This is a genomic window from Zavarzinia marina, from assembly GCF_021568905.1.
GTDB lineage: Bacteria > Pseudomonadota > Alphaproteobacteria > Zavarziniales > Zavarziniaceae > Zavarzinia > Zavarzinia marina.
On the sequence record NZ_JAKGSB010000003.1, the window covers coordinates 1 to 25,551 of the forward strand.

General features: G+C 67.7%; 21 protein-coding genes. 10 read left to right on the plus strand and 11 right to left on the minus strand.

Features of this window, described 5'->3' with window-relative positions:
- Positions 1-159 precede the first annotated feature (159 nt).
- Positions 160-1,872 (plus strand): FAD-binding protein, encoded by a 1,713-nt coding sequence (locus L2U69_RS08890; protein ID WP_236106453.1) that lies wholly within the window; start codon positions 160-162, stop codon positions 1,870-1,872.
- A 59-nt stretch (positions 1,873-1,931) separates the two neighbouring features.
- Here the strand turns inward: L2U69_RS08890 and L2U69_RS08895 are convergent, their stop codons facing one another.
- Genes L2U69_RS08895 through L2U69_RS08905 form a run of 3 tightly spaced genes read right to left on the minus strand, consistent with a single transcriptional unit; the run spans position 1,932 to position 6,421 of the window.
- Entirely contained in the window at positions 1,932-2,828 is an 897-nt protein-coding gene (locus L2U69_RS08895) for a hydroxymethylglutaryl-CoA lyase (protein ID WP_236106454.1), read from the minus strand.
- A 2-nt stretch (positions 2,829-2,830) separates the two neighbouring features.
- Positions 2,831-4,804 (minus strand): acetyl-CoA carboxylase biotin carboxylase subunit, encoded by a 1,974-nt coding sequence (locus tag L2U69_RS08900; protein WP_236106455.1) that lies wholly within the window; start codon positions 4,802-4,804, stop codon positions 2,831-2,833.
- A 9-nt stretch (positions 4,805-4,813) separates the two neighbouring features.
- Entirely contained in the window at positions 4,814-6,421 is a 1,608-nt protein-coding gene (locus L2U69_RS08905; protein WP_236106456.1) for a carboxyl transferase domain-containing protein, read from the minus strand.
- 131 nt (positions 6,422-6,552) lie between these two features.
- On the opposite strand from L2U69_RS08905, the gene L2U69_RS08910 reads away from it, so the two are divergent.
- A complete protein-coding gene (locus L2U69_RS08910) occupies positions 6,553-7,614 on the plus strand; it encodes an AraC family transcriptional regulator (protein WP_236106457.1) in 1,062 nt (353 codons plus the stop codon).
- Here the strand turns inward: L2U69_RS08910 and pdxY are convergent.
- Positions 7,599-8,438: a pyridoxal kinase gene (gene pdxY / locus L2U69_RS08915; RefSeq protein ID WP_236106458.1), complete on the minus strand. Its 840-nt coding sequence runs from the start codon at positions 8,436-8,438 to the stop codon at positions 7,599-7,601. The genes L2U69_RS08910 and pdxY overlap by 16 nt on opposite strands.
- Before the next feature lie 153 nt (positions 8,439-8,591).
- On the opposite strand from pdxY, the gene L2U69_RS08920 reads away from it, so the two are divergent.
- The 6 genes from L2U69_RS08920 (at position 8,592) to L2U69_RS08945 (ending at position 14,153) form a co-directional block, all read left to right on the plus strand.
- Positions 8,592-9,461, plus strand: a complete 870-nt coding sequence (locus L2U69_RS08920) for an HpcH/HpaI aldolase/citrate lyase family protein (protein ID WP_236106459.1) — start codon at positions 8,592-8,594, stop codon at positions 9,459-9,461.
- A 4-nt stretch (positions 9,462-9,465) separates the two neighbouring features.
- On the plus strand, positions 9,466-10,503 hold the full coding sequence (locus tag L2U69_RS08925; RefSeq protein WP_236106460.1) for a MaoC family dehydratase: 1,038 nt from the start codon (positions 9,466-9,468) through the stop codon (positions 10,501-10,503).
- 257 nt (positions 10,504-10,760) lie between these two features.
- Positions 10,761-11,144, plus strand: coding sequence for a succinate dehydrogenase, cytochrome b556 subunit (gene sdhC, locus L2U69_RS08930; protein ID WP_236106461.1), 384 nt, complete (start codon positions 10,761-10,763; stop codon positions 11,142-11,144).
- 11 nt (positions 11,145-11,155) lie between these two features.
- The gene (gene sdhD, locus L2U69_RS08935; RefSeq protein WP_236106462.1) at positions 11,156-11,545 is read left to right on the plus strand and encodes a succinate dehydrogenase, hydrophobic membrane anchor protein; all 390 of its coding nucleotides are present in this window, start codon (positions 11,156-11,158) and stop codon (positions 11,543-11,545) included.
- Positions 11,546-11,553: 8 nt separating this feature from the next.
- Positions 11,554-13,341, plus strand: a complete 1,788-nt coding sequence (gene sdhA / locus L2U69_RS08940) for a succinate dehydrogenase flavoprotein subunit (protein WP_236106463.1) — start codon at positions 11,554-11,556, stop codon at positions 13,339-13,341.
- 32 nt (positions 13,342-13,373) lie between these two features.
- A complete protein-coding gene (locus L2U69_RS08945) occupies positions 13,374-14,153 on the plus strand; it encodes a succinate dehydrogenase iron-sulfur subunit (RefSeq protein WP_236106464.1) in 780 nt (259 codons plus the stop codon).
- A 246-nt stretch (positions 14,154-14,399) separates the two neighbouring features.
- On the opposite strand, the gene L2U69_RS08950 is transcribed toward L2U69_RS08945, so the two are convergent.
- Positions 14,400-15,335: a glutaminase gene (locus tag L2U69_RS08950; protein ID WP_236106465.1), complete on the minus strand. Its 936-nt coding sequence runs from the start codon at positions 15,333-15,335 to the stop codon at positions 14,400-14,402.
- A 142-nt stretch (positions 15,336-15,477) separates the two neighbouring features.
- Between L2U69_RS08950 and L2U69_RS19165 the strand changes: the two genes are divergently transcribed.
- The gene (locus tag L2U69_RS19165) at positions 15,478-17,244 is read left to right on the plus strand and encodes a methyl-accepting chemotaxis protein (protein ID WP_268967331.1); all 1,767 of its coding nucleotides are present in this window, start codon (positions 15,478-15,480) and stop codon (positions 17,242-17,244) included.
- Positions 17,245-17,398: 154 nt separating this feature from the next.
- Here L2U69_RS19165 and L2U69_RS08960 read toward each other — a convergent pair whose 3' ends face one another.
- From L2U69_RS08960 to L2U69_RS08975, 4 genes are all read right to left on the minus strand, one after another.
- On the minus strand, positions 17,399-18,202 hold the full coding sequence (locus L2U69_RS08960; RefSeq protein WP_236106466.1) for an undecaprenyl-diphosphate phosphatase: 804 nt from the start codon (positions 18,200-18,202) through the stop codon (positions 17,399-17,401).
- A gap of 4 nt (positions 18,203-18,206) precedes the next feature.
- Positions 18,207-19,181, minus strand: coding sequence for a magnesium transporter CorA family protein (locus L2U69_RS08965; protein WP_236106467.1), 975 nt, complete (start codon positions 19,179-19,181; stop codon positions 18,207-18,209).
- 42 nt (positions 19,182-19,223) lie between these two features.
- Positions 19,224-21,032, minus strand: coding sequence for a potassium/proton antiporter (locus L2U69_RS08970; protein WP_236106468.1), 1,809 nt, complete (start codon positions 21,030-21,032; stop codon positions 19,224-19,226).
- Positions 21,033-21,159: 127 nt separating this feature from the next.
- Positions 21,160-22,059, minus strand: coding sequence for a LysR family transcriptional regulator (locus L2U69_RS08975; RefSeq protein WP_236106469.1), 900 nt, complete (start codon positions 22,057-22,059; stop codon positions 21,160-21,162).
- A 183-nt stretch (positions 22,060-22,242) separates the two neighbouring features.
- Here L2U69_RS08975 and L2U69_RS08980 point away from each other — a divergent pair, with 183 nt between their 5' ends.
- Entirely contained in the window at positions 22,243-23,739 is a 1,497-nt protein-coding gene (locus L2U69_RS08980) for a CoA-acylating methylmalonate-semialdehyde dehydrogenase (RefSeq protein WP_236106470.1), read from the plus strand.
- Between the two features lie 57 nt (positions 23,740-23,796).
- Here L2U69_RS08980 and L2U69_RS08985 read toward each other — a convergent pair whose 3' ends face one another.
- Together L2U69_RS08985 and L2U69_RS08990 are read right to left on the minus strand one after the other, a co-directional pair.
- Positions 23,797-24,879 (minus strand): fatty acid desaturase family protein, encoded by a 1,083-nt coding sequence (locus L2U69_RS08985; RefSeq protein ID WP_236106471.1) that lies wholly within the window; start codon positions 24,877-24,879, stop codon positions 23,797-23,799.
- A complete protein-coding gene (locus L2U69_RS08990; protein WP_268967332.1) occupies positions 24,876-25,466 on the minus strand; it encodes a TetR/AcrR family transcriptional regulator in 591 nt (196 codons plus the stop codon). The genes L2U69_RS08985 and L2U69_RS08990 overlap by 4 nt, the downstream gene beginning before the upstream one ends.
- Positions 25,467-25,551: the final 85 nt, after the last annotated feature.

A 25,551-nucleotide genomic window follows, 5' to 3' on the forward strand; every position in this document is an offset into this window, starting at 1 on the left:
GCGCCGCCGTGTTCGACCGCCTGCCCTTCGGACGCATCTATGCCGACCTCATGACCGGCAAGGCCCATGCCGCCAATCAGGCCGACACCATCGGCCGAAACTGGGGCGGCACCATGCTCGGGCTCCCCAGCACAGATCACTTCTGCTGAGGCTGCGGTCATGGCGCTGACGGGCCCAACGCTGACGGGATTGGCGGCGGACCGTTCGCCGGGCTGCGCGACGCTGGACGAGGCGACGGCCGCCCCGGCCGCCTTCGACGTAACCTGCGACGTGCTGGTGGTCGGCTTCGGCGCCGCCGGTTCGGCGACGGCGCTGGAGGCGGCGGAACGCGGCCTCGATGTCCTGCTGGTCGACCGTTTCGCGGGCGGCGGCGCCTCCTGGCTGTCGGGCGGCATCGTCTATGCCGGCGGCGGCACCAAGCATCAGAAGGCCGCCGGGCGCGAGGATACGGCGGCGGCCATGGCCGAATACCTCTCGCGCGAAGTTGGCGATGCCGTCAGCCCCGAGACCCTGCGCCGTTACTGTGATCAGAGCGCGGACATGATCGACTGGCTGGAGGATCACGGTGCCCTGTTCGACGGGACGGAAGCGCCGCATGAAACCTCCTATCCCTCGCGCGATCACTATCTCTATTTCTCGGGCAACGAGATGGTGCCGGCCAATCGCGAGGCGGTGCCGCCGGCGCCGCGCGGCCATCGGGCCAAGGGCGCCTGGCTGTCGGGCCGCGCCATGATGGAAGGCGTGATGGCCCGTGTGCGTGCCACCAAGGGCATCAGCATAAGGACCGAGGCATCGGTGCGCCGCCTGTTCGTGGACGAGGCCGGCGCGGTCGTCGGCGCCGAACTCATGTGCCTGCCGCAACAGGGCCTGATGACGGCGCTGCACCGGCGGCTCGAACGCTGGGCGCGCGTAATCGCCTTGCAGGTCGCGGGTGTCTCGCGCCTGTTGCTGGCGCTGGTCGCCATGATCGAGGCGCGGCAGGCGAAGCCGCTTCGTATCGGCGCGCGCCTGGGCGTGGTGCTGGCGACCGGCGGCTTCATCAAGAACCGCGCCATGGTGGAACGCCATGCGCCGCAATTCGTGAAGGGCTTTCCCCTCGGCTCCTCCGGCTGCGATGGCTCGGGTATCCGGCTCGGTCTCGCCATGGGCGGGCGGCTGGACAAGTCCGGCCAGATCTCGGCCTGGCGCTTCATCAACCCGCCGCACGGTTTCGCCAAAGGCATCGTGGTCGGGCCCGACGGCAGCCGTCTGACCAACGAGGAACAATATGGCGCGCGCATGGGCGACGCCATGATGCGGAAGGCCGGCGGCAAGGCCTGGGTGATCCTGGATGCCGACGGTATCGCCGAGGCCAAGCGCGAAATCGCCACCGGCGCCATGTGGGGCTTCCAGTCCTTTCCGGCCCGCACCCTGATGATGACGGCGAAACGCGCCCCGACCATCGAGGCCCTGGCGGCGAAACTGAAGATGCCGGCCGCGACGCTGCGGGCCGCCGTCGATGCCAACAACGCCGCCTGCAAGGGCACGGCGCCCGATCCCATGGGCAAGTCCGAGGACATGCGGGGCCTGATTGAACGAGGCCCGTTCCATGCCCTGAACATCTCCGTCGACAATCCCGCCTTCCCCCTGCCGGTCCTGACTCTCGGCGGGCTGGCGGTGGACGAGGCGACGGGGGCGGTGCTGCGCGAAGCGGGCGGCACCATCGCCGGGCTCTATGCCGTCGGCCGGGCGGCGCGCGGCCTGCCGTCCAATTTCTACGTCAGCGGCCTTTCCCTGGGCGACTGCATCTGGTCAGGCCGTCGCACCGCCGCCGCCATCGCGGAGGCGAACGCCCCCCAAGAGGTCATCCCGGCGCAGGCCGGGATCTCGTAACCAGAAGGCGCCCTTTCCGGGGGAAGGTCCCGGCCTTCTGCCTGGACGACGAACACTTCTTAAGCGCGCGCGGCCAGGATCGCCTGGGCGACCTTCGAGCCGTTGCGGCGCCCGAGCTTTGCCGAGATGAAGGCGCCGGCGTCGACCAGCAGGTCGAGATCGATACCGGTCTCGATCCCCATGCCCTGCATCAGATAGACCACATCCTCGGTCGCGACATTGCCCGAGGCGCCCTTGGCATAAGGACAGCCGCCGAGGCCGGAGACGGAGGCATCGAAGGTGGTGATGCCGGCGTCCAGCGAGGCGGCGATATTGGCCACGGCCATGCCCCAGGTGTCGTGATAATGACCCGCCAGAAGTTCCACGGGCACGACGGCGGCGACGGCGTCGATCATGCGCCGGATGGTGGCGGGCACGCCCTTGCCGATCGTATCGCCCAGCGAGACTTCATAGGCGCCCATGTCGAGCAGCGCCTTGGAAACCTCGGCCACCGCCTTCGGTTCGATCGCGCCCTCATAGGGGCAGGCGACGACGCAGGAGACATAGCCGCGAAGCGCGACACCCGCTGATTTCGCCGCCTCGGCGACGGGGCGGAAACGCTCCAGGCTCTCGGCAATGGAACAATTGATGTTGCGCTTCGAGAAACTCTCGGAGGCGGCGGCGAAGATCGCGACTTCGGTGGCGCCGGCTTCCAGCGCCGCCTCGAACCCCTTCAGATTGGGCGTCAGCACCGGGTAGGTCACGCCCGGCCTGCGGTGCAACCCGCGCAGCACCGCCGCGTTGTCGGCCATCTGCGGCACCCATTTGGGCGAGACGAAGGCCGTCGCCTCGATCACCGTAAGGCCGGCGGCGCCCAGGCGGTCGATCAATTCGATCTTGGTCGCGGTGTCGATCGCCTGGGCCTCGTTCTGCAAGCCGTCGCGCGGGCCGACCTCGACGATCTTTACCCGGGTCATGGTCACGCCTCCGTCTCGACGGCGGCCAGCGCATCGCCTTCCGCCACCTGATCGCCGACGGCGAAATGATAGGCGGAGAGCACGCCGGCGCCGGGGGCCTTGATGGTGTGTTCCATCTTCATCGCTTCCAGGATCAGCAGCGGCTGACCCGCCTCGATCGCGCTGCCGGCTTCGGCCAGCAGGGCCACCACCTTGCCCGGCATGGGCGCGGTCAGGCGCCCGCCGCCGGATGCGGCGCCGAAATCGGCCGCCAGCGGATCGTCGCGCTCGAGGGCATGAACCCCGCCGCCCAGGAAGACCTGACGATGGGTGCCCAGCGCCACCACGGTCGCGCTGAAGCGCCGCCCGTCGACCGTCAGCGCCATGGCGCCGCGCGAAATCGCGCTCGCGGCGACTTCGGCCGTCTCACCGGCAAGGGTCAGGGACCAGCCGTTGCCCGAGGCCACGACCGCGATCTCGAAGGTCTCGTCGCCCGCGCGGTATTGGAGGCTGCGGCGAGCCGCCATGTTCAGGCGCCAGTCGTCGCGAAGGCCCCAGGGATCGTTGTCGGATGTCGCCCGTTCCGCCAGCAGTTCGGCGGCGGCGGCGGCCAGAAGGGCGTCGCGCGGCAGGACCGTGGCGGGCGGAAACAGGGCATCGCGCTCGCGCTCGATCAGGCCGGTGTCCAGGTCGGCTTCGGCGAAAGCGGGGCAGGCGATCAGGCGCGACAGGAAGGGGATGTTGGTGGTGACACCGGCGACGCGGTAATCGGCGAGTGCGCGGCGCATGCGGGCCAGGGCCGCGTCGCGGTCCTCGTCCCAGACGATCAGCTTGGCCACCATGGGGTCGTAATGGGGCGTGATCTCGTCCCCTTCCTCGACCCCGGTATCGATCCGGACGTGCGGACCTTCGGCGGGCGCCGCGACATGGGCGAGGCGGCCGATCGAAGGCAGGAAGCCGCGATCCGCGTCCTCGGCATAGATCCTCGCCTCCAAGGCATGGCCCTGAATGCCGAGTTCGGCCTGGGAGAGCGGCAGCGCCTCGCCGGCGGCAACGCGCAACTGCCATTCGACCAGATCCTGGCCCGTGATCATCTCGGTCACGGGATGTTCGACCTGGAGACGGGTGTTCATCTCCATGAAATAGAACGTGCCGTCCTGATTGGCGATGAATTCGACCGTGCCGGCGCCGGCATAGCCGACGGCCCGGGCCGCCGCCACCGCCGCCTCGCCCATGGCGTGGCGCCTTTCGGGCGTCATGCCGGGGGCCGGCGCTTCCTCCACCACCTTCTGGTGACGGCGCTGGACCGAACAGTCGCGCTCGAACAGATGGACGTAGTTGCCATGACTGTCGCCGAAGACCTGGATTTCGATATGGCGCGGGCGGGTGACATATTTTTCCACCAGCACATGATCGTCGCCGAAGGAAGCCCTGGCCTCGCGCCGGCACGATGCCAGCGCCTCGATGAAATCGCCGCCGCGCTCCACAAGGCGCATGCCCTTGCCGCCGCCGCCGGCCGCCGCCTTGATCAGCACCGGGTAACCGATGGCATCCGCCTGGGCCTTCAGGAAGTCGGGGTCCTGCTCGTCGCCGTGATAGCCGGGGGTGAGCGGCACGCCGGCCGTCTCCATCAGGGCCTTGGCGGCGGATTTGCTGCCCATGGCGCGGATGGCGGATGGCGGCGGGCCGACGAAGATGATGCCTTCGCGGGCGCAGGTCTCGGCGAAATCGGCGTTTTCCGAAAGGAAGCCGTATCCGGGGTGAATGGCTTTCGCGCCGGTCCGCCTGGCCGCTTCGATGATCCGCTCCGCGACCAGATAACTTTCGCGGGCGGCTGCGGGGCCGATCAGGACCGCTTCATCCGCGAGGCGGACATGGCGGGCGCCGGCATCCGCCTCGGAATGGACGGCGATGGCGCGCAGGCCCATGCGCCGGGCGGTGCGGATGACGCGGCAGGCGATCTCGCCCCGATTGGCGATCAGGATGCTGTCGAACATGGTCTCGCCTCACATGCGGAAGACGCCGAAGCGCGTCTCGGGGATGGGCGCGTTCAGGGTCGCGGAGAGGGAGAGGGCGAGCAGACGCCGGGTCTGCGCCGGGTCCAGGATGCCGTCGTCCCACAGCCGTGCCGAGGCGTAATAGGGATGGCCCTGTTCCTCGTATTGGGCGCGGATCGGGGCCTTGAAGGCTTCTTCCTCCTCCGCCGACCAGGCGCCGCCCTTGGCCTCGATACCGTCGCGGCGGACGGTCGCCAGCACGCTGGCCGCCTGTTCGCCGCCCATGACCGAGATCCGCGCGTTCGGCCACATCCACAGGAAGCGTGGCGAATAGGCCCTGCCGCACATGCCGTAATTGCCGGCGCCGTAGGAACCGCCGACCACCAGGGTGATCTTCGGCACCTTGGCGGTGGCGACCGCGGTCACCAGCTTGGCGCCGTGCTTGGCGATACCCTCGTTCTCGTATTTCCGCCCGACCATGAAGCCGGAGATATTCTGCAGGAAGAGAAGGGGCACGCCGCGCTGGGCGCAAAGTTCGATGAAATGCGCGCCCTTCACCGCCGACTCGCCGAACAATATGCCGTTGTTGGCCAGGATGCCGACGGGCATGCCGTGGAGATGGGCGAAACCCGTCACCAGGGTTTCGCCGAACTGAGGCTTGAATTCGTCGAGGCGGGAGCCGTCGACCACGCGGGCGATCAGCTCGCGGATGTCATAGGGCTTCCGCGTGTCCTTCGGCACGATGCCGTAGATTTCCGAGGGATCGTAGAGCGGGGCTTCGACGGGCTGAAGCGCCAGCGGGCTGGGCTTCACGCGGTTGAAGCCGCCGACGATCTGGCGCGCCAGCGCAAGCGCATGGGTATCGTTCTCGGCCAGTTGATCGGCGACGCCGGAGATCCGGGCGTGAACCTCGCCGCCGCCCAGGTCCTCGGCGCTGACCACTTCGCCGGTCGCGGCTTTCACCAGGGGCGGGCCGCCCAGGAAGATGGTGCCCTGGTTGCGCACGATCACGGTTTCATCGCTCATGGCCGGCACATAGGCGCCGCCCGCCGTGCAGGCGCCCATCACCACCGCGACCTGGGGAATGCCCTTGGCCGACATGTTTGCCTGATTGAAGAAGATGCGGCCGAAGTGCTCCCTGTCGGGGAAGACTTCGTCCTGGCGCGGCAGGAAGGCGCCGCCGGAATCGACCAGATAGACGCAGGGCAGGTGGTTCTGCTCCGCGATTTCCTGGGCGCGCAGGTGCTTCTTCACCGAGACGGGATAATAGGTGCCGCCTTTCACCGTGGCGTCATTGGCGACGATCATGCACTCGACGCCCCGCACCCGGCCGATGCCGGTGATGACGCCGGCGGACGGTGCATCGCCGCCATACATGCCGAAGGCGGCCATCTGCCCGATTTCGAGGAAGGGTGCGCCGGCATCCAGCAGGGTTTCGATCCGGTCGCGCGGCAGAAGCTTGCCCCGGGCCAGATGCTTCTGGCGCGCGGCTTCCCCGCCGCCCCTGGCGATGCCGTCCACCTTGTCGCGCAGATCGGCGACCAGGCCGCGCATATGCTCGGCATTGGCGCGGAAATCGTCGCTCCGCGTCGACAGGGCGGATTTGATGACGGGCATGCGGAACCCTTCCTCGGCGTTTGCTCCCCTGAGGGCGTTTCAGCCCCCGTCCGGCACTTTTCCCATGCGCCGGTTGTGGCCGCACTCTATACCGGACGGGCGCTCATGTATTGCCAGCCAGGGATCAAATCGTGCCACTCCCGCCGGCGCCCGGACCCGTTCGGGCGACCCCCGCCGCCTTCATACGGGCCATCGTCCAGGCCCATGGTCGCTATGGCCGCGATCCGGCGCCCCTGTTGGCGCGGGCGCAGATCGACCCCGAAGCCCTGGGCGACGACGACACCCGCTTCACCGCCGGGCAGTTGGAGATCGTGGCGGGCGGCGCCATGCGCGCGCTGGACGACGAGGCGCTGGGCTGGTTTTCGCGGCCGCTGCCCTGGGGCAGTTATGGCCTCCTGGCCCGCGCCTCCCTCTCGGCGCCCGACCTCGGCATCGCCATGCGGCGCTGGTTCCGCCATCACTTCCTGCTGACCGACGACATCCGCCTGGATCTGGCGGTGGAGGGCGAGGGGGCGGAAATGCGCCTGTCGGAATGCCGGCCGGTCGGCATCCACGGGCCGGACATGCGGGAATTCTGCATGGTCTCGGTGCTGCGCAACGCCCACGGCTTCGCCTGCTGGCTGGCGGATTCGCGGATTCCCCTGTCGCGTGCCGGGCTGCCGTTTCCGGAGCCCGCCCATGGCGCGATCTATCCCCTGCTGCTCGGCTGTCCGGTCGACTTCGACGCGCCGGTCGCGGGCTTTGCCTTCGATGCCCGCTATCTCGCCCTCAAGATCCGCCGGGACGAGGCGGACATGCAGCGCATGCTGGCGGATGCCGTGCCCCTGATCGTCCATCGCTATCGCCACGACCGTCTGCTGGTGCAGCGGGTGCGGGGACTGGTGATGGCGCAGCCGGCCGCGTTCGGCGACGCGGCGGCACTGGCGGAGGCGCTGGGCCTCTCCGTGCGCAGCCTGCACCGGCAACTGGCGCGCGAGGGGGCCTCCCTGCAAGCCCTGAAGGACGAGGCGCGACTGGCCGTCGCCCTTCGCCTGCTGGAGCGGAGCCATCGGCCGGTGAAGCAGGTCGCGGCCGTCCTCGGCTTTTCCAGCGAGAAGAGCTTCGCCCGCGCCTTCCGGGGCTGGACCGGGCATACCCCGGCGGAACACAGGCGCGACAGCCAGGGCAGAGGATCGAGTCAGGGCAGAGGATAGAGCGGCCGGGGCGGGGCGTGTGCGATCAGGCTCGCGGCCTCGATCAGGGGCAATTCGTCCCGGCCGAGGGCGATGGCCGCGCCGATCATCGCCTCAACCATGCCGACGGCTCGGGCCAGCGCCGCCTCGGGCGTCAGGCCGGCGACCAGATGGGCCATCAGGGCGGCGCCCAGGGAATCGCCGAGGCCATGGGGCGGGTCCGCCACGGCGCGCGCGGCCTGGAGCCGGGACTTGCCCTCGATCAGTGCCAATGTACCGATCATGCCGTCCGCCAGTTCCAGGGACGTCACCACGGACAGCGGCACGCCGAGGGCGGCCAAGGCATCGAGGGCCGCCGCCACCGTGGCGATGGGCCGGCCGGCCAGAACCTCCAGTTCGAAATGATTGGGCTTCACGACATCCGCCAGCGGGATCAGGCGGTCGCGGAAGATTTCGGCGATCCCGTCCGCCACATAGCGCCCGCCGTCCCGGTCGCCGATCACGGGATCGATCAGGATGCGGGCGGCGGGATTGGCGTGCTTCACCCGCTCGATCGCGTCGGCCGCGACCGAACCGGTCTCCGTCGTGCCCAGATAGCCGACGATGACGCCGTCGATGGACGACAGCACGCCGATCCGGTCCAGTCCGTCCAGCATGTCGGCCAGCAGCGCGGGCGGAATCGCGCCGCCGCCCGGCCGGCCGTGGCCCGGATGGGCCGACAGCAGCACCGTCGGCAATTCGATCACCTCGCAGCCGAGAACCTGCAGCACGAAGGCGGCGGCGGCATTGCCGACATGGCCATGGGCGACGCGGGATTGGATCGAAAGAATGGTGGGGGCCGACATGGCGGCAAGAGTGCGCGGGCCCCGCCCGGCAGGCAAATGCGATTTTCGCCCCCGCGTCGCGGCAAAAATGCTGCGCTGCGACCTTGCCTGTACGCTTCGGCGGACTATAGTCGGGCCGGTTTGATATCAGTTTTCCGATCGAACGGAGCAACCATGAGCATCGTCCGGCCCCGCCGCTCTGTCCTCTATATGCCGGGGGCGAATGCCCGGGCGCTCGACAAGGCGCGGAGCCTGCCGGCCGACGGTCTCATCCTCGATCTCGAGGACGCGGTCAGCCCTGATTCCAAGGAACTGGCCCGCAACCAGATCGCGGATGCCCTGAAGACCGGCGGCTACGGCTTCCGCGAGGTGATCGTGCGCACCAACGGGCTGGAGACGGCCTGGGGTCTCGACGACATCAAGGCGCTGGCCCCCCTCGGCCCCGACGCCATCCTGCTGCCCAAGGTGGAGGATCCGGCGACCATCCTGAAGGCGGAGGCCCTGCTGAACGAAGCGGGCGCGCCGGAAACCACCACCATCTGGGCCATGATGGAAACGCCGCTGGGCATCCTGCGCGCGGCAGTGATCGCGGCGGCGTCGAAGCGCCTGACCTGCTTCGTCATGGGCACCTCCGACCTGACCAAGGACCTGCATTCGCGCCATACGCCGATGCGCCTGCCCATGCTCACCTCGCTCGGCATCACCATGCTGGCGGCGCGCGCCTATGGCCTGTCGATCCTGGATGGCGTCTATCTCGACCTGAAGGACGAGGAAGGCTATCGCGCCTCCTGCCTCCAGGGTGTCGAGCTCGGCTTCGACGGCAAGACCCTGATCCATCCCAACCAGATCGAGGGCGCGAATGACGTCTTCGCCCCGTCCGAGGCGGAAATCGCCTGGTCGCGCCGCATCATCGAAGCCTTCGCAGCGGCGGAAGCCGAGGGCAAGGGCGTGGTGCTGGTCGACGGCAAGCTGATCGAGAATCTCCACGTCGACAATGCCAAGCGCATCGTCGGCATGGCGGATGCCATCGCGGCGCGGGGTTGATGAGATGAGCAGCAAGACCGCCAAGGGCAATTTCTTCGAGGATTTCACCGTCGGCCAGGAACTGGTCCACGCCACGCCGCGCACGGTGACGGACGGTGACGTCGCGCTCTATACCGCGCTGACCGGCAGCCGCTTCGTCGTCCAGTCGTCCGCCGCCTTCGCCCGCGCCGTGGGCCTGAAGGGCGCGCCGGTCGACGATCTGCTGACCTTCCACGTCGTCTTCGGCAAGACCGTGCCGGATGTCTCCCTGAACGCCGTCGCCAATCTCGGCTATGCCCAGGGCCGCTTCCTGAAGCTGGTGGCGCCGGGCACCACGCTCTCGACCACCTCGACCGTGATCGGCCTCAAGGAGAATTCCAACGGCCAGACCGGCACCGTCTACGTCCGCTCCGTCGGGCGCGACGACGAAGGCGATCTGGTGCTCGATTATTGCCGCTGGGTGATGGTCCGCAAGCGCGACAAGGCGTCGCCCGCGCCGACGCCGGTGGTGCCGGATCTGGCGCCGGTGGTGCCCGCCGATTTCCTGTCGGTGCCAAAGGGCCTGGACCTCTCCACCTTCGATACGGCGCTGTCGGGCTCGGACCACCTCTGGGACGATTACGCGGTCGGCGAGAAGATCGACCATGTGGACGGCATGACCATCGAGGAAGCCGAGCACATGATGGCGACGCGCCTCTATCAGAACACGGCGCGCGTCCACTTCAACCAGTTCACCGAGAAGGACGGCCGCTTCGGCCGGCGCCTGATGTACGGCGGCCATGTGATCTCGCTGGCGCGGGCGCTGTCCTTCAACGGTCTCGGCAATGCGATCTTCATCGCGGCGATCAACGGCGGGCGCCATGCGGCGCCGACCTTCGCCGGCGACACCCTGTTCGCCTGGTCCGAGGTGAAGGACAAGATCGCGATCGAGGGCCGGACGGACGTGGGCGCGCTGCGCATCCGCACCGTCGCGACCAAGAACCTGCCGGCGGCGGAATTCCCCGAGTCGGGCGAGAACGTGGTTCTCGACTTCGACTATTGGGTGCTGATCCCGCGCCGGTAAGACAAGCGGCGTCGCCCCGGCCGAGGCCGGAGCCTCGCGACGAGAAGGGCGCGGCGCCCCACTTTCGAAAGGTCCCGGCCTGTGCCGGGACGACGATTTGGGGATGGGCCCCTTGTTTGACTTAGGTTTCGTTGACTGGCGGTGATCCGCCTTTAGTATCAGGCCGTCCGGCGGGGCCCCGTGTCCCGCCCTGTTTACGCCCCATGGGCACACTCGGGTCGAGCGGGGGTTCGACCCCCAGATAACGAGGACCAGCGATGGCTCAGATCGAGCGTCCGCTTTCGCCGCATCTCCAGGTCTACCGCCTGCCGCTCACCGCCCTTGCCTCCATCACCCACCGCGCGACGGGGGTCGGCCTCGGCTTCGGCACCCTGCTGCTCACCTGGTGGCTGGTCGCGGCCGCCAGCGGGCCCGAGGCTTACGGCAACTTCCAATGGTTCGCCGGCTCGATCCTCGGGATCCTCATCCTCTTCGGCTTCACCTGGGCCCTCAGCTTCCACCTGCTGAACGGCCTCCGGCACCTGTTCTGGGACGCCGGCTGGGGCTTCGACAAGCAGGAATCCCACAAGGCGTCGCTGCTCGTCGTCGGCGGTTCCGTGGCTCTGACCGTGATCGTCTGGATCGCGGCCTTCATCTTCTGAGGACGCAAGACATGGCTTCTCCCCGCTCCTCGCTCCGTTCTCCGCTGGGCGCCGTTCGCGGCCTCGGCTCGGCGAAGGACGGTACCCATCACTGGTGGCTGCAGCGCGTGACCGCGATCGCCCTGGTGCCCTTGACCATCTGGTTCCTCGCCAGCCTCGTGGTGCTGTCGGGCTCTTCCTACGAAGTCTTCACCGCCTGGGTGGCCCAGCCGCTGGTCGCGGTGCTGCTCGGCCTCTTCGTCGGGGTCGGCTTCTGGCACCTGAAGCTCGGCGCCCAGGTCGTCATCGAAGACTACATCCAGGCGGAATCGACCAAGATCATCGTTTCCATGCTGGTGAATTTCGCGACCGTCCTGCTTGGCGCGGCGGCCATCTTCTCGATCCTCAAAATCGCGATCTGAGTGACGTCATGCCCCAGGCTTATGCAATCACCGACCATACATTCGACGTCGTGGTCGTCGGCGCCGGCGGCGCCGGGCTCCGCGCGACCTTCGGCATGGCCGAGCGCGGCCTGAAGACCGCCTGCATCACCAAGGTCTTCCCGACCCGGTCCCACACCGTGGCGGCCCAGGGCGGCATTTCCGCCGCCCTCGGCAACATGGGCGAGGACGACTGGCGCTTCCACATGTACGACACCGTCAAGGGGTCGGACTGGCTGGGCGACCAGGACGCCATCGAATACATGTGCCGCGAGGCGCCGGCCGCCGTGGTCGAGCTCGAACATTACGGCGTGCCCTTCTCGCGCACCCCGGAAGGCAAGATCTATCAGCGCGCCTTCGGCGGCATGACCACCCATTTCGGCAAGGGCCAGGCCCAGCGCACCTGCGCCGCCGCCGACCGCACGGGCCATGCCATCCTGCACACGCTCTATCAGCAGTCGCTGCGCTTCGATGCCCAGTTCTTCATCGAGTATTTCGTGCTCGACCTCATCATGGAGAACGGCGAATGCCGGGGCGTCGTCGCCTGGTGCCTGGACGACGGCAAGATCCACCGCTTCCGCGCCAAGCTCGTGGTGCTGGCGACCGGCGGCTATGGCCGCGCCTATTTCTCGGCGACCTCGGCCCATACCTGCACCGGCGACGGCGGCGGCATGGTGCTGCGCGCCGGCCTGCCCCTGCAGGACATGGAATTCGTGCAATTCCATCCGACCGGCATCTACGGCTCGGGCTGCCTGATCACCGAGGGTGCCCGCGGCGAGGGCGGCATCCTCCGCAATTCGAACGGCGAGGCGTTCATGGAACGCTATGCGCCCTCGGCCAAGGATCTGGCGTCGCGCGACGTCGTCTCCCGCGCCATGACCATCGAGATCCGCGAGGGGCGCGGTGTCGGTCCGAACAAGGACCACATCTTCCTGCACCTCGAACATCTCGATCCGAAGATCCTGCACGAGCGCCTGCCGGGCATTTCGGAATCGGCGAAGGTCTTCGCCGGCGTCGACGTGACCAAGCAGCCGATCCCGGTGCTGCCGACCGTCCACTACAACATGGGCGGTATCCCGACCAACTATCACGGCGAGGTCGTGACCCTGAAGGACGGCAATCCGGACCACGTGATCCCGGGCCTGATGGCGATCGGCGAGGCGGCCTGCGTCTCGGTCCATGGCGCCAACCGGCTGGGCTCCAACTCGCTGATCGATCTCGTGGTGTTCGGCCGCGCGGCCGCGATCCGCGCCGCCGAGATCGTGAAGCCGGGCGAAGCGCAGAAGGATCTGGCCAAGGATTCGGCGGAGCCGGCGCTGACCCGCTTCGACAATATCCGCAACGCCAAGGGCGGCACGCCGACCTCGGCCATCCGGGGCAAGATGCAGCGCGTGATGCAGAACAATTGCGCGGTGTTCCGCACCGGCGAGGTTCTGGAGGAAGGCAAGCAGCTCATCGCCGAGGTGTGGCAGGCCTGGGGCGACGTCGGCGTGACCGACCGTTCCATGATCTTCAACACCGACCTGATGGAGACGCTGGAGCTGGACAATCTGCTGCGCCAGGCGCTGGTCACCATGAACGGTGCCGCCAACCGCCAGGAGAGCCGGGGCGCCCACGCCCGCGAGGATTTCGCCGAACGCGACGACGAGACCTGGATGAAGCACACGCTCGCCTGGGCCGACGAGGCGGGCACGGTCACCCTCGACTATCGTCCGGTCCATACCTATACGCTGACCGACGAAATCGAATACATCACGCCGCGTCCGCGCGTCTACTGACGCAACCGGCGGGATTACGAAAGGCAAGGCCAATGGTCGAGTTTGCACTGCCCAAGAATTCGAAGGTCGGCACCGGCAAGTCGGTGAAGGCCCCCTCCGGTTCGAAGCGCGTCAAGGCCTTCAAGGTCTATCGCTACGATCCGGACAGCGGCAAGAACCCCACCCTCGATACCTTCGAGGTGGATCTGGACCAATGCGGTCCCATGGTTCTCGACGCCCTGATCAAGATCAAGAACGAGGTCGACTCGTCGCTCACCTTCCGGCGTTCCTGCCGCGAGGGCGTGTGCGGTTCCTGCGCGATGAACATCGACGGGGGCAACACGCTCGCCTGCACCAAGGCGATCGAGGACGTTTCCGGCGAGGTGAAGATCTATCCCCTGCCGCATATGCCGGTGGTGAAGGATCTGGTCCCCGACCTGACCCATTTCTACGCGCAATATGCCTCGATCAAGCCCTGGATGCAGACCGAGACCCCGGCCCCGACCCGGGAACGCCTGCAGTCCAAGGAAGACCGCGAAAAGCTCGACGGTCTCTACGAGTGCATCCTCTGCGCATGCTGCTCCACCTCCTGCCCCAGCTACTGGTGGAACGGCGACCGTTACCTCGGTCCGGCGATCCTGCTGCAGGCCTATCGCTGGCTGGTGGACACCCGCGACGAAGGCACGGGCGAACGCCTCGACAACCTCGAGGATCCGTTCCGTCTCTATCGCTGCCACACCATCATGAACTGCACCAACACCTGCCCCAAGGGCCTGAACCCCGCCAAGGCGATCGCTTCCATCAAGCAGATGATGGTCGAACGCCGGGGCTGATGCCCTGCGCAGCGAAACGGGAAGCCGGGCCGAAAGGTCCGGCTTCTTTCGTTTGAGCCGGTGTTTCACCCCTCACCCAACCCTCTCCCCAAAGGGGCGAGGGCTTTGACCGAGCACGGAACGGACTCCCTCGCCCCGCTTGCGGGGAGAGGGTGGGGGTGAGGGGAGGATGTTTCCCCCACGCGCCGCCCCGGCGAAAGGGGCACATGGGCGGATGGAGATTCCGGCCTGCGCCGGGATGACGAACTAGTCTCCGAAGACCGACCAGCCCATTCGGCGCGACAGCATTTCGAGGGCGTCGGAGCCCAGCACCGAATTGCCTTGGGCGTCCAGCCCCGGCGACCAGACGGCGATCGAGGCCTTGCCGGGGACGACCGCCAGGATGCCGCCGCCCACGCCCGATTTCGCCGGGATGCCGACCCGGAAGGCGAAATCGCCCGAGCCGTCGTAATGGCCGCAGGTCAGCATCAGGGCATTGATGCGCTTGGCGCGGTCGGAGGAGACGACGCCGCCGCCCGACGTCGGGTGGCGCCCGCCGAAGGCGAGATAGCGCCCGGCCATGGCGAGCTGGCGGCAGGTCATGGCGATGGCGCATTGGTGGAAATAGGTGCCCAGCACCATTTCGACCGGATTCTTCAGATTGCCGAAGGCGCGCAGGTAATTGGCCAGCGCCGCGTTGCGAAAGCCCGTCGCCTCTTCCGAGCGGGCGACCTTGTCGTCGATGAAGATCGTCTCGTCGTCCGCGACGAAATGGAGGAAGCGCAGGACCTCGCCCAGCGCCACCTTGGGCGTATGGCCCGACAGGATGACGTCGCTGACCACCAGGGCACCCGCATTGATGAAGGGATTGCGCGGAATGCCCTTCTCGTATTCGAGTTGGGTGATCGAGTTGAAGGCATTGCCCGAGGGCTCCCGCCCGACCCGGTGCCAGATGGAATCGCCGATCTTGCCGAGCGCCAGGGTGAGCGCGAAGACCTTGGACACGCTCTGGATCGAGAAGGGCGTCGCGGCGTCGCCGGCCGTTGCCATATGGCCCCCGGCATCCGCGACGGCGATGCCGAATTGCCCGGGATCGACCCCCGCGAGTTCGGGAATATAGTCCGCGACCCGGCCCCGGTCCGCCCGCGCGGACAGGGTTGCGGCGATCTCGGCGACCGTTTCTGCCAGTTTTTCGCTCATCATTCTCGTCTTCGCCGGCATCCGTCCGTCGCCGGCTTACCAATAATTAGGGATTACGGGGCAGCATCGGCCCTGAGATCGCTTACCAAATCTGATCGCCGAACAAACCGGATTGCTTGTCCAGCCTTGGAAAGAGGGGCCATAGATGTTTGCCACCCGCCGTCGGGAAGTCGAGGCCGAATTGGCAGCCGCCAATGCCGCCACCGCCGCCGCCAATGCCGCCCTCGCCGAAGTGAAGGGTGAACTGGCCACCGCCACCGCCGCCGCCGCCGCCGCCACCGCCAGCCTCGCCGAGGCCAAGGGCGAAGCCGCCGCCGCCAAGAGCGAGGCGGCCGCCGCGACCGGCCAGATCGGCGCCGTCCGGGGCGAACTCGCCGCGCTGAAGCAGATGCTCGACGCCATGCCGGTCAACGTCATGATGTGCGAGCTCGAAAACTTCAACATCACCTATGTCAACAAGACCTCGGTGGAGACGCTGCGCAAGCTCGAGCATCTGCTGCCGGCCAAGGCCGATCAGCTCATCGGCCGCTCGATCGACATCTTCCACAAGAACCCGTCCCATCAACGCCGCCTGCTGTCGGACCCGAAGAACCTGCCGCACCGCGCCCGCATCAAGCTGGGCGACGAAGTGCTGGACCTCCTGGTCTCGCCCATCTTCGACCTGAACGGCAAATACACCGGCCCGATGCTGACCTGGTCGATCATCACCGACCTGGTGAAGACCGAGAAGCAGACCAACATGCTGATGCGCATGCTGGACGACATGCCGATCAACGTCATGACGGCGGACAAGGACACGCTGGAGATCAACTTCATCAACCGCACCTCGGTGAACACCCTGAAGGCGGTCGAACATCTCCTGCCGATCAAGGCCGAGAAGGCGCTGGGCGCCTGCATCGACATCTTCCACAAGAACCCGCAGCACCAGCGCCGCATGCTGGCCGATCCGCGCAACCTGCCGCATAACGCCAAGATCAAGCTGGGGCCCGAGACCCTGGACCTGCGCGTCTCGGCGATCACCGACGACGACGGCACCTATATCGGCCCGATGGTCACCTGGTCGATCGTCACCAAGACGGTCGAGGTCATCGACAGCTTCGAGCAGAACGTGAAGACGGCGGTCGAATCCGTCGCCGGTTCCGCCAACGAGATGCGCGGTGCCGCCGACGTCATGTCGAACGTGGTGCAGGAAACGGTGATCCAGTCCGAGACCATCGCCGCCAACGCCAACGAAGCCTCGTCCAACGTCCAGACCGTCGCCGCCGCGACCGAGGAACTGGCCGCTTCCGTCGCCGAGATCGGCCGCCAGGCGACCCAGTCGTCGACCGTCGCCCAGGCTGCCGTGGCCCAGGCGGAACAGACCAACGTCACCGTGAAGGGCCTTGCCGAAGCGTCGGAGAAGATCGGCGCCGTCGTGAAGCTGATCAACGACATCGCCGGCCAGACCAACCTTCTGGCGCTGAACGCCACGATCGAGGCGGCGCGCGCCGGCGAGGCGGGCAAGGGCTTCGCCGTCGTCGCTTCCGAGGTCAAGAACCTGGCGAACCAGACCGCCAAGGCGACCGAGGAGATCGCCGGCCAGATCACGGCGATCCAGGGCGAGACCCATAACGCGGTGGGCGCCATCACGGCGATCACCCAGACCATCGGCCAGATCAACGAGATCGCCGGCGCCATCGCGGCGGCGGTCGAGGAACAGGGCAGCGCGGTCCACGAGATCAGCCGCAACGTCCAGGAAGCGGCCGGCGGCACCCGCGAGGTGACCAACAACGTCGCCTCCCTCAGCCAGGCGACCAGCGAGGCGGGCAATGCCGTCACCCAGGTCGCCAACGGCGCCATCTCGCTCGCCGATCAGGCGGCGCTGATGCGGGCCGAGGTCGAGAAGTTCCTGGTCGAGGTCAAGAAGCTCTGACCCCAACCCCTCGGGGGCGGAGGGCCGGCGGCGGCGGGGGCGACCCCGCCGCCGCTTTGCTTTTGTTTTCCGGGCGGCGGGGGCGACCCCGCCGCCGCTTTGCTTTTGTTTTCCGGGCGGCGGGGGCGACCCCGCCGGCGTTTCATTTTTCAGGTCAGCGCAGCGCGAGCCAGATCAGCACGAGGCCGCCGGCACCGATCCGGTACCAGGCGAAGGGCGCGAAGCCGTGGCGTTCGATGAAGCTGACGGCGGCCCTGACCACCAGGGCGGCGGCGACGAAGGCGACGGCGAAGCCGATGGCGATGGCGCCGGCCCCCGCGTCGGTCAGGCCGTGGGCGGTCTTGTAGAGGTCATAGCCGGTCGCCGCGACCATGGTCGGGATCGCCAGGAAGAACGAGAATTCGGCCGCCGGCTTGCGCGCCAGGCCGAAGCCGAGACCGCCCATGATGGTGGCGCCCGAGCGCGAGACGCCGGGGATCATGGCGAGGCACTGCACGACGCCGATGCCGAGCGCGGTGCGCCAGTTCATGCCGTCGACCGAATGCACCCGGGGCCGTTCCAGGCGCTTCTCCAGGATCAGGATGGCGATGCCGCCCAGCACCAATGTGGTGCCCACCGTGGCCGGGCTTTCCAGCAGCACCGACTTGATGAAGTCATAGGCAAGCAGCCCGACCCCCACCGCCGGCAGGAAGGCGACGAGAAGGTTGATCGAAAAACGCCAGGCCGTCGCCTCGCCGCGAAAGACGCCGATGGTGGTGTCGGCCAGGCGCCGCCAGTAGACGGTGCAGACGGCGAGAATGGCGCCGAGCTGGATGGCGATCAGGAAGGCGTCGGGCAGATCGACACCCAGCGCCTCCTTCAGAACGATCAGATGGCCGGTCGAGGACACGGGCAGGAATTCGGTCAGTCCCTCGAGCACGCCGATGAGGACGACCGACAGCAGCAGGAAGAGGTCCATGGCGTTACAGCCAGCCCTTTCGCTTGAAATAGAGATAGGGCAGCACGGCGGACGCCACCATCATCAGCAGCGCGAGGGGGTAGCCCAGCTTGAAGTGAACCTCGGGCATGATGTCGAAATTCATGCCGTAGATCGAGGCGATCAGGGTCGGCGGCAGGAACACGGTGGCGGCGACCGAGAGGATCTTGATCACCCGGGTCTGTTCGATGTTGATCATGCCGAGGGTGGCATCGAGCAGGAAGGAAACCTTCTGCGACAGGGCGGCGCCGTGTTCGGCGATGGAACGGACGTCGCGCGCCATGGTCTTCAGGCGGTTGCGGTAGTCCTTCTTGGTCTCGGGCGCGAGCGTCAGGGTCAGGAAGGAGGTGGTCCGTTCCAGGGAGGCGAGGCTTTCCCGCACCTTGCCGAGCAGATCGTCGAAACGGCCCAGCGAGCGCAGCGCCTCCTCGAGATCGGTGCCGCCGCCATCGCCCGAGATCGGGGCGTGAAAGACGTCGTGGGACAGGGTGTCCATCTCGGTCGCGACGTTTTCCAGAACGTCGGCGGCGCGGTCGATGATCGCTTCGAGGAGGCCGGCCATGGAGGTCTCGCCGGTCTCGCAATAGCCGGGCATCTTCAGGGCGCGGGTGGCGTGGATGGTGAAGGCGTAGGGATCCGAATAGCGGAGCGTGACCAGCACGTGATTGGCGAGGACGAAGGTCACCGCGCTCGCTTCCGCGACCGGCGTGTCGGCCTTGGAGACCACGGTCAGGGTCAGGAAGCGCGCGCCGTCCATCTCGTAGAGGCGGGACGAGGCTTCGATCTCGCGCATTTCCGCCCGGGTCGGCAGTTCGATGCCGAGCAGCGCCTCCAGCGAATGCTCTTCCTCCGCCGTCGGCTCCAGGATGTCGGCCCAGACGAGGCGGTCCGGCAGGGCACCGCCGAGATGCCAGGGGGTGCGCACCAGGCGGTCCTCGACGATGTGGTAAAGCGTCACCATGCCGTTCTCTCTCCTCGGACTGCCGCCTTCGCCGCGCCAGTTTTAAGCGCGCTGGCCCCGGCCGGCAAGACGCCGCCCGACCCGGCCGAACGCCGCGTGCAACCGGGGGCCGAGCAGGCGCGAGAGGGTCGGGCGGTCCGCCTCGGGCTCGAGCGCGAGGCCGACCATGATGACGGCGCCGGCATCGTCCAGATCGCGCACCACCAGCTCCACCGGGCCATAGGGCATGCGGTCGCCGGCCACGGGCTTGCCCGAGAAGGCTGCGGTGATGACGGCGGCGATCGACTTGCCGGCGTCGCGCGGGCGGATCTCGATGCCGTAGAGACGGCCGAATTCGTCGATCGACTGGCGCGCGTCGACGGCGAATTCGCCGGCCGCCGCCACGCTTTCGCCGGCCCGCCGACGCGACGCGAAGATCCGGTCCAGGCCGTGGATCTGTTCGGGATCGGCAATGACGAGGACATAGTCGCGCGGCGCCAGATGGTCGAGGGCGGCGGGCTCGACCACGCTGCCGGCGCGGAGCACGGAGAGCACCCGGGCCCCTTCCGGCAGGGGCAGGCGATCGAACGGCAGGTTCACCACGGCCGAACCCGGCAGCACGGTATAGCCGACGATGTCGCGATGGGCGCCGAAGGGCACGTCGACGTCGCGCCGGTCGGCCTGGGCCTTGGACGGCGGCAGGGCGAGGTTCATGAACCGCGCCGCCGGCGCCACGGTCCAGCCCTGCAGCACCAGGGAGGTGAGCACGACGACGAAGGCGACGCCGAACAATGCCTCCCCGCCCGGCATGTTCTCGATGATGGCGGGCAGCGCCAGATAGATCGGCACGGCCCCGCGCAGGCCGACCCAGGCGGCGAAGGCGCGCTCGCGCATCGAGAAGCGGAACGGCCAGAGGCACAGGAAGACGGCGAGCGGCCGCGCGACGATCATCAGGACGGCGGCGACGCCGAGCGCCGGCAGCAGCACGGGCAGCAGCTTGGTCGGCGTCACCAGAAGCCCGAGGGTGAGCAGCATGGCGATCTGCGCCAGCCAGGCGATCCCGTCGTGGAAGCGGAGGATCAATTGGCTGGCCCGGTGGCGCTCGTTGCCGAGAACGAAACCGGCGACATAGACGGCAAGAAAGCCGGAGGTGCCGAGCAATTGCGCCCCGGCGAAGACCGTCAGCGCCGAGGCGACCACCAGGATCGGATAGAGACCCGCCGCCGTCTCCAGCCGGTTGACCAGGAACACCAGGGCCCGCCCGCCGCCCCAGCCGATCAGGGCGCCGCCGCCGATCTGCAGGAGGAAGGTGGCGACGCCTTCGGCCACCGTCAGGTCCTGGGCCGAGACCAGTTCGATGGCCAGCAGGGTGAGGAAGATCGCCATCGGATCGTTCAGCCCCGATTCGACCTCGAGGGTGGAGGCGACCCGGCGCGCGATGTCGAGTTTCTGGAGCCGCAGCAGGAAGAACACGGCGGCGGCATCGGTCGAGGCGACGGTGGCGCCGATCAGCAGGGCACCGGCCGGCGGCGTGCCGAACATGGCCCAGGCCCCGACCGCGACGATGCCGGCCGTGATCGCCACGCCGACGGTGGCGAGCACAAGGGACGGCCAGCCGGCGACGGCGAAGGTGCTGCGCTGGGTGCGCAGGCCGCCGTCGAACAGGATGACCGCCAGCGCCACGGAACAGACGAAGAAGGCCCCGGTGACATCGTCATAGCGAATGCCGAGACCGTCTTCCCCCGCCAGCATGCCGAGGCCGAGAAAGACGAGCAGCACCGGCGCCCCGAGCCGCGACGACACGCGCCCGGCGACGATGGCGAAGACGCCCATCAGGGCCCCGATGAGAATGATCTGATAGGTGAGGTTCATGGCCGTTCCGTGCTGCGCCGGCCATTCTAGCCCAGCCGATGCCGTCCGCTACCGCCCTGAGCAAAAAAACCGCATGGGATCAACGCATTGGCCGCTGGAACGGGATTCCCGTTCAAAGCGCGCGCCATCAAGGGTTGAACAACGCGCGGGCGCCCCGCGTCTCCTCGGTGATGAAGCGGCTGACGGCGCGGATGCGCGGCAGGTCCTTCAGGTCGCTGTGGGTGACCAGATAGAACGAGCGGGTGAGGCCGATGGCGCCGGGCAGCACGCGCGTCAGGTCCGGTTCCCCCGCCGCCACGAAATGCGGCAGCACGCAGAGCCCGAAGCCGGATTTCGCCGCCTGGAGCTGGGCGATCAGGCCGGCGCTGCGGAAACTCGCCCGGATACCCGGATGAATTTCCGCCAGATAATCGAGTTCCGGCGTATAGAGCAGATCCTCGATATAGCCGATGAAGGTATGGGCCGGCAGATCGTCCACCCCGGCCGGCAGGCCCCGTGCCGCCAGATAGCCGCGCGCGCCATAGAGCCCCAGGTGATAGTCGGTCAGCTTGCTGGCGACCAGCCGGCCGGAGCGCGGCGGCGACAGGCTGACGGCGAGATCGGCCTCGCGCTTGGAGAGGCTGAACACCCGGGGCATGGCGACCAGCTGCAGTTCGAGGCCGGGGTGCAGCGCCGACAGCCCGCCCAGCCGCCCGGCGAGGAAGAGGGAGCCGAAACCATCCGGCGCGCCGATCCGGACGGCGCCCGAAATCTGCGCGTCCGCCCCCGCCAATTGGTCCAGCGCACCGAGGGTCAGGGTCTCCATCTGTTCGGCGGCGGCGACCAGGGTCACGCCCCGGTCGGTCAGGTCGTAGCCGGTCGGCCCGCGATCGACGAGGCGCGCCCCCAGCGCCTCCTCCAGAACGCCGATGCGCCGGATCACGGTCGAATGATCGACGCCGAGCCTTTTTGCCGCCAGCGACACCCGGCCGGCGCGCGATACCGCGAGCAGATAGCGCAGGTCGTCCCAGTCGAGACGCCCCGTCAATTCCTATCCCCGGTCATTCGCGTTTCCCGATCATCGACATGCCTGCAAGGTCTTCCTCTTTATGACTCGGCGTTTACGCACAATGATCCTGCGCCAACGCTTGTGGAAGAAAAATGCCGGCTGTGCCAGTTTGCCCGGCAACTTCAGTTCATGACCGTGAAGAATTCCAACCGGGGAAACGCCATGACCCATCTCACCCATTTCATCGACGGCCAGCATCTGCCGGGCCAGAGCGGCCGGTTCCAGGACGTCTTCAACCCGACCCTGGGCGAAGTGATCCGCAAGGCCCCGCTCGCCACGAAGGAAGAGGTCGAGGCGGCGATTTCGGCGGCCCAGGCGGCCTTCCCGGCCTGGGCGGCCCAGAACCCGCAGAAGCGCGCCCGCGTGATGTTCAAGTTCAAGGAACTGGTGGAACGCGAGATGGACAGCCTCGCCAGGCTCCTCTCCGAGGAACACGGCAAGGTCATCGCCGACGCCAAGGGCGACATCCAGCGCGGCCTCGAGGTGATCGAATTCGCCTGCGGCATCCCGCATCTGCTGAAGGGTGAATTCACCGAAGGCGCCGGCCCCGGCATCGACATGTATTCGATGCGCCAGCCCCTCGGCGTCGTCGCCGGCATCACGCCGTTCAACTTCCCGGCCATGATCCCGATGTGGATGTTCGGCGTGGCCATCGCCTGCGGCAACACCTTCGTCTGCAAGCCGTCCGAAAAGGACCCGTCGGTGCCGCTGCGCCTCGCCGAACTCTTCATCGAGGCGGGCGGGCCCAAGGGCGTGCTGAACGTCGTGATCGGCGACAAGGTCGCGGTCGACACCATCCTGACCGATCCCCGCGTGCAGGCCGTCTCCTTCGTCGGCTCGACCAACATCGCCTCCTACGTCTATGCGACGGGCACCGCCAACGGCAAGCGCGTGCAGGCCATGGGCGGCGCCAAGAACCACATGATCATCATGCCCGACGCCGACCTGGACCAGGTCGCCGACGCCCTGATCGGCGCCGGCTACGGCTCGGCCGGCGAACGCTGCATGGCGATCTCGGTCGCGGTGCCGGTGGGCGAGGAGACGGCGGACAGGCTGGTCGAAAAGCTCGTGCCCCGCGTCGAGGCCCTGAAGGTCGGCCCCAGCTTCGACCCGACCTCGGACTACGGCCCGGTCGTCTCGGCGGAGCATCTGGCCAAGGTGAAGGCCTATATCGACCTCGGCGTCGAGGAAGGCGCCGAACTGCTGGTCGACGGCCGCGGCTTCAAGCTCCAGGGCTACGAGAACGGCTATTTCCTCGGCGGTTCCCTGTTCGACCGCGTGACCCCGGACATGCGCACCTATAAGGACGAGATCTTCGGCCCGGTCCTGCAGATCGTCCGCGCGGCGGATTTCGATCAGGCGATCGACCTGCCGACCAAGCACGCCTATGGCAATGGCACCGCGATCTACACCCGCGACGGCGACGCGGCGCGCGAATTCGCCAGCCGGGTCCAGGTCGGCATGGTCGGCATCAATGTGCCGATCCCGGTGCCGCTCGCCTATCACTCCTTCGGCGGCTGGAAGCGCTCGGCCTTCGGCGACACCAACCAGCACGGCACCGAAGGCGTGAAATTCTTCACCAAGATCAAGACCGTCACCAGCCGCTGGCCGACCGGCATCCGCTCCGGCGCCGAATTCTCGATCCCGACGATGAAATAAGCGCGAAAGCGGAGGAGAAGACGGCCGGGACCCGCAAGGGCCCGGCCGTTTTTCGTTTTACGGCCGCACACCCATGCGGCGCAGGAAGCGGAAGTGATCGGCGACCATGCCGGCGAACGTCGTGCGGTGATAGTCGACGCCGCAGTCGCGGGCCAGGCGTTCGATCTCGCCATTGATGGCGCGGTAATGGACATGGGCCACGCGGGGGAACAGGTGGTGGGCGGCATGGGTATTGGCGCCGCCGGCGATGAAGCCGGCAAAGCGGCTGTCGGGGGCCCAATCGACCGAGGTGGCCACGGCATGGCCGGCGAAATCATGGGGCAGGCGGCCGTCGCCATCCGGCACCGGGAATTCGGCCGAGGTCGAGAAATGGGTGCCCACCAACAGAAAGACGAAGACGATGGACATCACCCCAAGCCCGAGGAGATAGAGCGCCAAAGCCCCGCCGAAGCCGATGGGCAGCACCGCCATGGGCACGACGAACCAGACCGTGACATGGATCAGCTTGCCCAGGGCGAATTCCATAAAGCGCGGCCAGGGGTGGCGGATGTTGCGGGCATTGGCCAATTCGCGCTTCACCAGATAGGAGTAATCCTGAATCCAGATGCTGTGCAGCGCGACCGCGGCATAGACCAGCGGCACATGGAGATGCTGGAACCGGAACCGGCGCTTCCACGGCTGGTTCGGCGACAGGCGCAGGAAGGGATTGGCGTCGATGTCGATATCCGAGCCATTCACATTCGGGAACACATGGTGCGAGGCATTGTGCCGCCAGCGCCACAGATAGGCATCGACCCCCAGGGGCGCGAAGGTCAGGAACTGGATCAGATGGTTCGGCCAGCGCCGCCGCGTCAGCGTGCCATGGGCGCCGTCATGGCCGATGTTGATCGCCAGCAGCAGGATCGAAAGCCCGAAGGCCACTGCCGCCGCCGCTGCCGGCAGCATCGCCCCGCCGGACGCCAGCAGGCCGGCATAGGCAAGCCCCGCCAACCCGCCATAGACCGCGCCCTTGAGCAAAAGCAGGCGCCGCCCCCGGCGCAGCCGTCCCGGCTCCGCCAGGATCGTCTCCACCCGGGCGCGCAGCCGTTCGGCGAAACCGTGATCCGGCCGGCGCGCGAAGGTGATCTTGCCGGCGCTCATGGCGCGGCCCCCGCATCGAGGCCCAGCACCCGGCCGATGGCCGCGACCACCACCGCCGCGCGCTCCGCCAGCGGACCCTTCTCCTCCCCAAGCGCCACACTCTCGGCCGGTTGCAGGATCATGCCCAGCACGATGGCGGTGACCAACCCGTCGTCGCCGGGGGGAAAGCCGCCCCCCACCTCCACCCGTGCCGAAGCGATCACGCCCCGCAGCACCGAGATCGGGGTGACGGTCCCGACCGGCAGGCGCATGGTCGCCCCGCGCGGCCCCAGCAGCAGATAGGAGAACAGATCCCGGTCCCGGTCGAAGGCCTCATAGAAATGCCCGACCAGCCCCGCGATCCGCGCCCCCGCCGTCCCGGCCCCGCGCAACCGCGCCTGGAGCGCATCGGCAAACGGCAGGTAATGCTCCAGAAAGATGGCATCCGCCATCGCCTCCTTCGACGGGAAATGCCGATAGATCGTCCCCTCGGCAATCCGCGCCTCCGCCGCAATATGCTTGGTCGTCGTCGCCCCCACGCCCTGCTGCGCGAAAAGCCGGATGGAAGCCTGAACAATCCTGCGTCGTGTCTCTGCCGGCGATGTCATGGCGGCCTCGTCATGAGTGAGTGTTCACTCACTATGGGGGAGATGCTGCCTGGAGGCAAGAGGGATGCGCGGAGCGTGTTGGTGG

Coding starts and splice junctions, on each gene's coding strand:
- L2U69_RS08925 (WP_236106460.1), top strand. CDS start 9,466: ATGAGCAGCAAGACCGCCAAGGGCAATTTCTTCGAGGATTTCACCGTC.
- L2U69_RS08970 (WP_236106468.1), bottom strand. CDS start 21,032: ATGAACCTCACCTATCAGATCATTCTCATCGGGGCCCTGATGGGCGTC.
- L2U69_RS08905 (WP_236106456.1), bottom strand. CDS start 6,421: ATGCCCGTCATCAAATCCGCCCTGTCGACGCGGAGCGACGATTTCCGC.
- L2U69_RS08990 (WP_268967332.1), bottom strand. CDS start 25,466: ATGACATCGCCGGCAGAGACACGACGCAGGATTGTTCAGGCTTCCATC.
- L2U69_RS08980 (WP_236106470.1), top strand. CDS start 22,243: ATGACCCATCTCACCCATTTCATCGACGGCCAGCATCTGCCGGGCCAG.
- L2U69_RS08890 (WP_236106453.1), top strand. CDS start 160: ATGGCGCTGACGGGCCCAACGCTGACGGGATTGGCGGCGGACCGTTCG.
- L2U69_RS08945 (WP_236106464.1), top strand. CDS start 13,374: ATGGTCGAGTTTGCACTGCCCAAGAATTCGAAGGTCGGCACCGGCAAG.
- L2U69_RS08895 (WP_236106454.1), bottom strand. CDS start 2,828: ATGACCCGGGTAAAGATCGTCGAGGTCGGCCCGCGCGACGGCTTGCAG.
- sdhD (WP_236106462.1), top strand. CDS start 11,156: ATGGCTTCTCCCCGCTCCTCGCTCCGTTCTCCGCTGGGCGCCGTTCGC.
- L2U69_RS08950 (WP_236106465.1), bottom strand. CDS start 15,335: ATGATGAGCGAAAAACTGGCAGAAACGGTCGCCGAGATCGCCGCAACC.
- L2U69_RS08960 (WP_236106466.1), bottom strand. CDS start 18,202: ATGGACCTCTTCCTGCTGCTGTCGGTCGTCCTCATCGGCGTGCTCGAG.
- L2U69_RS08900 (WP_236106455.1), bottom strand. CDS start 4,804: ATGTTCGACAGCATCCTGATCGCCAATCGGGGCGAGATCGCCTGCCGC.
- L2U69_RS08965 (WP_236106467.1), bottom strand. CDS start 19,181: ATGGTGACGCTTTACCACATCGTCGAGGACCGCCTGGTGCGCACCCCC.
- pdxY (WP_236106458.1), bottom strand. CDS start 8,438: ATGTCGGCCCCCACCATTCTTTCGATCCAATCCCGCGTCGCCCATGGC.
- sdhA (WP_236106463.1), top strand. CDS start 11,554: ATGCCCCAGGCTTATGCAATCACCGACCATACATTCGACGTCGTGGTC.
- L2U69_RS08920 (WP_236106459.1), top strand. CDS start 8,592: ATGAGCATCGTCCGGCCCCGCCGCTCTGTCCTCTATATGCCGGGGGCG.
- sdhC (WP_236106461.1), top strand. CDS start 10,761: ATGGCTCAGATCGAGCGTCCGCTTTCGCCGCATCTCCAGGTCTACCGC.
- L2U69_RS08985 (WP_236106471.1), bottom strand. CDS start 24,879: ATGAGCGCCGGCAAGATCACCTTCGCGCGCCGGCCGGATCACGGTTTC.
- L2U69_RS19165 (WP_268967331.1), top strand. CDS start 15,478: ATGTTTGCCACCCGCCGTCGGGAAGTCGAGGCCGAATTGGCAGCCGCC.